This is a genomic window from Streptomyces polyrhachis (genome assembly GCF_042663125.1).
Taxonomy (GTDB): domain Bacteria; phylum Actinomycetota; class Actinomycetes; order Streptomycetales; family Streptomycetaceae; genus Streptomyces; species Streptomyces polyrhachii.
This window is the reverse complement of record NZ_JBHSZO010000074.1, coordinates 1-6,612: the sequence shown is the minus strand read 5'-3', so window position 1 is coordinate 6,612 and position 6,612 is coordinate 1. Positions and strand designations below refer to the sequence as shown.

Below are 6,612 nucleotides of genomic sequence, written 5' to 3'. Positions count from 1 at the left end.
AGGCGCCGTGGCAACTCGAAGAACTATACGGACGGGCCGGAGTCGTGTCAACCCCCCGGCTGAGACCCCCCTCAGGGTGCCTCTTCCACCCGCCTGAGCAGCAGCGTCAGCATGTCGCCCAGGGCTCCGCGCTGGTCGCCGGAGAGGTCGCCGAGCAGGCTCTCCTCGAACTCGGCGCCCATCCGCATCGCGGCGAGCCACTTCTCGCGGCCCGGGTCCGTGAGGCCGACGATCACGCGGACGCGGTTGGACTCGTCCCGTTCGCGGGTGACCAGGCCGGCCTGGACCATGCGGTCGATGCGGTGGGTCATGGCGGCGGGGGTGAGGCCGAGGTCCTTGGCCAGCTCGCCGGGGCTGAGGTGGTAGGGCTCGCCTGAGACCACCAGGGTCTTGAGGACCTGGAACTCCGCGGTGCCGATGCCGAGGTCCGCGAGATGGCGGTCGTAGGCGACGTTCATCCGGCGGGCCAGGCGGGCCACCGCGGAGACCACCTTCTCGACCTGGGGGTCGAGGTCCCTGAACTCCCGCTGGTAGATCGCGATCTGTTCTTCGAGGGTGGGCTCCGCCATGGGCCGAGTATGGCACGGCGGCCGTAACCCGTTGATGTCGAAGACCTTCGTCATGTACTCTTTAGCTTCAAAGTTTAGCTTCGAAGACTTCTACTGAGTAGGTGAGTGTGACTACCGCGATGGGCGCAGCTCTGCGCCGGATTCAGACGGGCAACGCGCTGAGCGCGTTCGGCAACGGCTTCACCGTGCCCTACACGTTTCTGTACGTGTCGCAGGTGCGGGGGCTGGGATCGACCACGGCCGGCATCGCGCTGGCCGGGTTCGCCGTGGCCGCGTTGCTGGTGCTGCCCTTCACGGGGCGGTTCATCGATCAGCGCGGGCCGCTGCCCGTCGCCATCGCGGGTGCGCTGGCCGCCTCCGCCGGGTCGATGGCGCTGGGGCTCGCCTCCACCACGCAGCTGGTGCTCGTCTCGGCGCTGGTGATGGGCGCGGGTATCGCGGTCATCCAGCCGGCGCTGGCCACGATGATCGTGTGGTCCTCCGCGCCGACGAACCGTTCGCGGGCCTTCGCCACCCAGTTCTTCCTCAACAACCTGGGGCTGGGTATCGGCGGGCTGGTCGGGGGGCTGCTCGTGGACGAGCACGTGCCCGCCTCCTTCACGCTGCTCTTCGCCATCGAGTCGGTGATGTTCCTGGTGCTGGCCGGTGTCGTCTTCTCCGTACGGCTGCCGCACGTGCCCAGGGTCGGGGACGCGGTGCCGAAGGGTGCGCGGGGGTCGCTGCGGACGATGGTCGGCGACCGGGCGATGGTGCTGCTGTGCGTGCTGGGCTTCGTGATGTTCTTCGCCTGCTACGGGCAGTTCGAGTCGGGGCTCTCGGCGTTCGCGCTGGAGGTCTCGGGGATCTCGCCGGCGATGCTGGGTGTGGCGCTGGCGGCCAACACGGCCGTCATCGTGCTGGCGCAGTTCCTGGTGCTGCGGCTGGTGGAGCGGCGGCGGCGCAGCCGGGTCATCGCGGCGGTCGGGCTCGTATGGGCCGTGGCGTGGCTGCTGGCGGCTGCCTCCGGCTGGGTCGCGGGCGGGCCGGCCATGGCGACCGCGGCGATCATCTCCACGTACGCGCTCTTCGGGCTGGGTGAGGCGATGCTCTCGCCGACGGTGGCGCCGCTGGTGGCGGATCTGGCGCCGGCGTCCATGCTCGGTCAGTACAACGCGACGTTCGCGCTGGTCAAGCAGTTGGCGCTGGCGCTCGGTCCGGCGGTCGGCGGGCTGCTGGCGGGGGTGGGGGCGTACGGCGTGTACATCTCCGGGCTGGTGGTCTGCTCGCTGGGGATCAGTGCGGTGGCGCTGCGGCTGGGGCGGCGGCTCACTCCGGTGCAGGATCTGCCGGCGCTCGCGGCGAGCAGGGTGGTCGCGGGGGGCGGGCCGGTGGACTCCGCGGCGTCGGTGCGTACGGCCGAGGCGCGGGTGTAGGCGGGTGTAAGCGGGTGCAGTCGGTCTGCCTGGTGCGGGTGCGGGCCCCGGGGTGCTTCTTCTACGAGGCGCTTCGGGGCCTTCGTGCTGTGCGGTACGGGGCGGGGCACTACGGGGCGGGGCGGGGCAGGGTGAACTGGCACCAGACCGTCTTGCCGCCGCCCGGGGTGAGGCGGGCGCCCCAGGTGGAGGCGAGGGAGGCGACGATCGACAGGCCGCGGCCGTTCTCGTCGGCGGGGTCGGCCTGGCGGTGGCGCGGGAGGCGGTCGTCGCCGTCGGTGACCTCGATGATCAGGTGGCGGTCGGTGCGGCGCAGGCGCAGGCGCATGGGGGGGATGCCGTGCTGGAGGGAGTTGGCGACCAGTTCGCTGGCGGCCAGGACGCCCGCGTCGTGCAGTTCGGTGGGGAAGCGCCAGGAGACCAGGACGCCGGAGGCGAAGGCGCGGGCGCGGGGGGCGGCCTCCACGCCGCCGAGCAGGTCGAGGGCGGCGCCGCGGAACAGCTCCGCCTCGGGGCCCTCGCGGCGCGGGTTCTGGAAGACCAGGACGGCGACGTCGTCGTCGTGCTCGGCCGTGACGCCCAGGGTGCGGACCAGTCGGTCGCAGACGACGGCGGGGGCGCCGCTCGCGCCGGCGAAGGCGTGCTCCAGGGCTGCGAGGGCGTCCTCGATGTCCTCGCCGCGGCGCTCGATGAGGCCGTCGGTGTAGAGGACGGCCGTGGAGCCGGGGCGCATCTCGACCGTGCCGGAGTCGTAGACCCAGCCGCCGGTGCCCAGCGGGGGGCCCGTCGCGGTGTCGATGCGGCGCACCGTCCCCTCCGGGTCGCGGATGAGGAGGGGGACGTGGCCGGCGGAGGCGTGGGCGAGGGTGCCGTCGTTGGGGTCGTGGACGGCGTAGACGCAGGTGGCGATCTGTTCGGGGTCGATCTGGGTGGCGATGGCGTCGATGAGCTGGAGGACCTCCTGCGGGGGGAGGTCGAGGCGGGCGTAGGCGCGTACGGCTGTGCGCAGCTGGCCCATGACGGCTGCCGCGCGCACGCCCCGGCCCATCACGTCGCCGATGACCAGGGCGGTGCGGCCGGCGCCGAGGGTGATCACGTCGTACCAGTCGCCGCCGACCGCGGCGTCCGTGCCGCCGGGCTGGTAGGTGGCGGCGACGCGCAGGTCGTCGGGCTGCTCCAGGCGCTGCGGGAGGAGGCTGCGCTGGAGGGCGACGGCGGCCTCGCGCTGCTGGCGCTCGCCCTCGCGGAGCTTCTCGGCGGCGGCGACCTGGTCGGTGACGTCGGCGCCGTAGAGCAGGACGCCGGGGGTGCCGCCCACGTCGAGGGGGGTGCAGGTGAACGTGAAGGAGCGGCCGCCGGGGACGCGGCGGGCCTTCGCGGTGCGCGGGCGGGCGCTGCGCAGGGCCTGGTCGAGGAGGGGGAGGACGCCCAGCTCGGCCAGCTCGGGGAGGGCCTCGGCGGCGGGGGGGTCGGTGGGGGCCGCGGACCCTGTGAACGCTGAGGGTGCGCGGGGCGCGGCGGGGGCCGCGGTGGGGCCGAAGACGTGGGTGTACGCCTCGTTGACGTAGCAGACCCGGTGGTGCGGTCCGTGGACGACGGCGACCGGGGCGGGGAGCCGGCCCAGGGTCTCGGCCACTGTGAGTCCCGCCGCGGCGAGGGGGCCGGGCGGACCGGGGGGCTCCGTCTCCGCTTCGGCCCGCGCCGCGGGGACCGGGCCGCCGCTCCCCTGGACGCCCGCCGGGGCGGCTGCCGGGGTGCGGCGCGCTGTGCCGGGGAGGCGGGGGCTCCAGCGGGTGAAGTTCACAGGTCTCTTCCTGGTCCTGGATCTGGTCCTGGGTCGCGCGGGGCCTGTCCCTGGACGCCCCTGCCCGCCCTCTGCTCGCTTGTTCGCCCCACCATGGTCACATGCCCGGACCGGGTCCCGTCCTGGGCGGCGCACCGGATCGGTGGCGAGTTCGAATTCCGCTCGGGGGTGTGCGAGCGGGTCCGGCGGGGGTGGTTTCCCCTGTGGGGAGGCGGGGGTGGGGGTGCCCGGTTCCCAGTGAGGCACCGGTTCCGTTCGTTTGTCCACAGGCCGGGGCGGTTTTGTGGAGGAGGTGGAAGACTGGCGGCTCGGGCTTGTTGACGGGATGTTGACGAGGCGGGGTGGGAGGGGGTGTGCCTCTTCTCTCCGCTGCGGGCCTGAACTATGTTCGTAAGTTGTCGGGATGTGTCCGCGGTACGGATGCCGCGGGTGCGCCCGGCAGTATGGGGTGGGGAGTCTCCGGGGGGAGACGACTTGATAACCGGGGGAATGCATATGCGTGTTCAGGGACGGACCGGCGCTCACGGCGGGTCCATTCTCGCGGACGGGGTCTCTTCTGCGGCGGCCACGGACGGTAATGGCAGGTCAACGCTGCGCGTGGACGCACAGCGCAATCTGGAGCATGTGCTGCGCGCGGCCCGCGAGGTCTTCGGCGAGTCCGGGTACGGGGCGCCGATGGAGGACGTGGCGCGGCGGGCGCGGGTCGGTGTGGGCACGGTCTACCGGCGCTTCCCGAGCAAGGAGGTCCTCGTCCGGCGGATCGCCGAGGAGGAGACCGCGCGGCTGACCGAGCAGGCGCGGGCCGCGCTCGCGCAGGAGGACCGGCCGTGGGCGGCGCTGGAGCGCTTCCTGCGCGTCTCGGTGGCCTCGGGTGCGGGGCGGCTGCTGCCGCCGCAGGTGCTGCGGGTGGGCGCTGTGAGTCCTGTGAGCCCTGTAAGTCCTGTGGGCGCTGAGGGTGTTGCGGGCGGTGCGGGCGTTGCGGGCGGCGCTTCGGTGGGGGCTTCGGGGGGTGCCTCCGAGGAGGAGACCGCCGAGCCCCGGGTGCCGCAGCAGCGGCAGTCCTACGAGGCCGGCGCGGACACCGGGGGCGCGGGCCCGCTGCTGGAGGTCGTCGGACGGCTGGTGGAGCGGGCCCGGGCGGGGGGCGAGCTGCGGGCGGACGTGACGGTGCCGGACGTGCTGCTGGTGATAGCCACCGCGGCGCCCTCGCTGCCCGACGCCGCCCAGCAGGCGGCGGCCTCCACCCGGCTGCTGGACATCCTGCTGGCGGGGCTGCGCTCGCGGGCGGGAGAGTAGCGCGGAGGCGGCGGCGGTCGCGTGGGGGCGCCGGCGCCGTGCGGGCCGGGTCCGCACGGGCGTTCTCGCGTCGTCGTTCTGTTGCGGCCGTCCGGGGGACAGAGGTTAGAACGATAATTTGATGAAGCTACCCCCAATGGGTGACTCTTAGTACCGCTCTCCGGGAAAACACCCCGGACGAGTGGTTGACGGGTCCGCTCGGGTGGCGGGCGCGTGCTCATGTGGCACGCTCAGCCGGTGATTGGCTGGATGACTGTCTACGGGGGCCACTGGCATGCCGGTTGAGGATCAGGACGACGGTCGCGGTGCGGGAGACGCCGCGCCGGCCGGCGGGCTGCCGGCGCCGGTGAGTGCTCCGGAGGGGGTGCCCCGGCAGCGGGCCCGCAAGGACACCGGCGTCACCAGCGGGGTGCCCTCGGACACCGACCTCGTCGCGCAGATGCGCGCCGGCGACGACAGCGCCTACGAGGAGCTGTACCGCCGGCACGCGGAGGCCGTGCGGCGCTATGCCCGTACCTGCTGCCGGGATGCCGACACCGCCGACGACCTGACCGCCGAGGTCTTCGCGCGTACGCTGCAGGCCGTGCGCGGGGGGTCCGGGCCCGAGACGGCCGTGCGGGCGTATCTGCTGACCAGCGTGCGGCGGGTGGCGGCGGGCTGGGGCCGCACCTCGAAGCGTGAGCAGCTCATCGACGACTTCGCGCTCTTCGCCACCCAGTCCTCGCGCCCCGCCGTGGACGAGGACACCCTGGAGCTGGGCGCCGACGTCAAGGCGATGCACGAGGCCGAGCAGTCGATGGCCGTGCAGGCATTCCGCTCGCTGCCCGAGCGCTGGCAGACGGTGCTCTGGCACACCACCGTCGAGGACGAGTCCCCGCAGGACGTGGCCCCGCTGCTGGGGCTCACGGCCAACGCCACGGCCGTGCTGGCGCACCGGGCCCGCGAGGGGCTCAAGCAGGCGTACCTCCAGGCGCACGTCTCCACCTCGCTGACGCGCGGCGGCGACTGCGCGCGCTATGCCGACCGGCTGGGGGCGTACGCCCGCGGCGGGCTGCGGATGCGGGCCGAGCGCGGGCTGCGGCAGCATCTGGAGGACTGCGAGAAGTGCCGGGTGGCCGCGCTGGAGGTCGCCGACGTCAACTCCCGGCTGCGTGCCCTGCTGCCGGTCGCGGTCATCGGCTGGTTCGCCGCCGGTACGGCGCTCAAGGCCGCCGGTTTCGCGGTGGCCGGCGGTGCGGCCGGTGCCGCCGCCGCGGGTGGCGCGGCGGCCGCCGCCGGAGGCGCCGGGAGCGCCGGGGCCGGCGGGGGTGCGGCGTCCGAGGGCCTGGGCGCGCCCGCGAAGGTCGGTATCGCCGCCGGTGTGGCGGCGGCGGTGGCCGCCGCGGCGCTGGCGTTCGCGCTGATGGGCAACGACGCCGAGCCCACGGCCGCCCCCGAGTCCAAGCCGCCCGCCTCCGCCCCGGCGGCCGATCCGCCGCCCGCGCCCGACGCACCGCCGCCCGCGCCGCCGCCCGCGCCCGATCCTCCAGGC

Annotated in this window: 5 protein-coding genes; 3 read left to right on the top strand and 2 right to left on the bottom strand. The window is 74.1% G+C overall.

The window, feature by feature from the left end; all coding sequences use genetic code 11:
* Positions 1–71 precede the first annotated feature (71 nt).
* Positions 72–569, bottom strand: coding sequence for a MarR family winged helix-turn-helix transcriptional regulator (locus ACFQLX_RS25490; RefSeq protein ID WP_386418877.1), 498 nt, complete (start codon positions 567–569; stop codon positions 72–74).
* Positions 570–676: 107 nt separating this feature from the next.
* Between ACFQLX_RS25490 and ACFQLX_RS25485 the strand changes: the two genes are divergently transcribed.
* Positions 677–1,981, top strand: coding sequence for an MFS transporter (locus ACFQLX_RS25485; RefSeq protein ID WP_386418878.1), 1,305 nt, complete (start codon positions 677–679; stop codon positions 1,979–1,981).
* A gap of 109 nt (positions 1,982–2,090) precedes the next feature.
* On the opposite strand, the gene ACFQLX_RS25480 is transcribed toward ACFQLX_RS25485, so the two are convergent.
* Positions 2,091–3,785, bottom strand: a complete 1,695-nt coding sequence (locus ACFQLX_RS25480; RefSeq protein ID WP_386418875.1) for an ATP-binding SpoIIE family protein phosphatase — start codon at positions 3,783–3,785, stop codon at positions 2,091–2,093.
* Between the two features lie 495 nt (positions 3,786–4,280).
* Between ACFQLX_RS25480 and ACFQLX_RS25475 the strand changes: the two genes are divergently transcribed.
* Together ACFQLX_RS25475 and ACFQLX_RS25470 are read left to right on the top strand one after the other, a co-directional pair.
* The gene (locus ACFQLX_RS25475) at positions 4,281–5,081 is read left to right on the top strand and encodes a TetR/AcrR family transcriptional regulator (RefSeq protein WP_386418873.1); all 801 of its coding nucleotides are present in this window, start codon (positions 4,281–4,283) and stop codon (positions 5,079–5,081) included.
* Positions 5,082–5,355: 274 nt separating this feature from the next.
* Positions 5,356–6,612, top strand: a 1,257-nt coding sequence (locus ACFQLX_RS25470) for a sigma-70 family RNA polymerase sigma factor (protein ID WP_386418871.1), incomplete at its 3' end; no start/stop codon positions are given.

What these genes read in the sequence shown, in the direction of transcription:
- ACFQLX_RS25490 (WP_386418877.1), bottom strand. Translation starts at nt 569, where the DNA reads ATGGCGGAGCCCACCCTCGAAGAACAGATCGCGATCTACCAGCGGGAG.
- ACFQLX_RS25475 (WP_386418873.1), top strand. Translation starts at nt 4,281, where the DNA reads ATGCGTGTTCAGGGACGGACCGGCGCTCACGGCGGGTCCATTCTCGCG.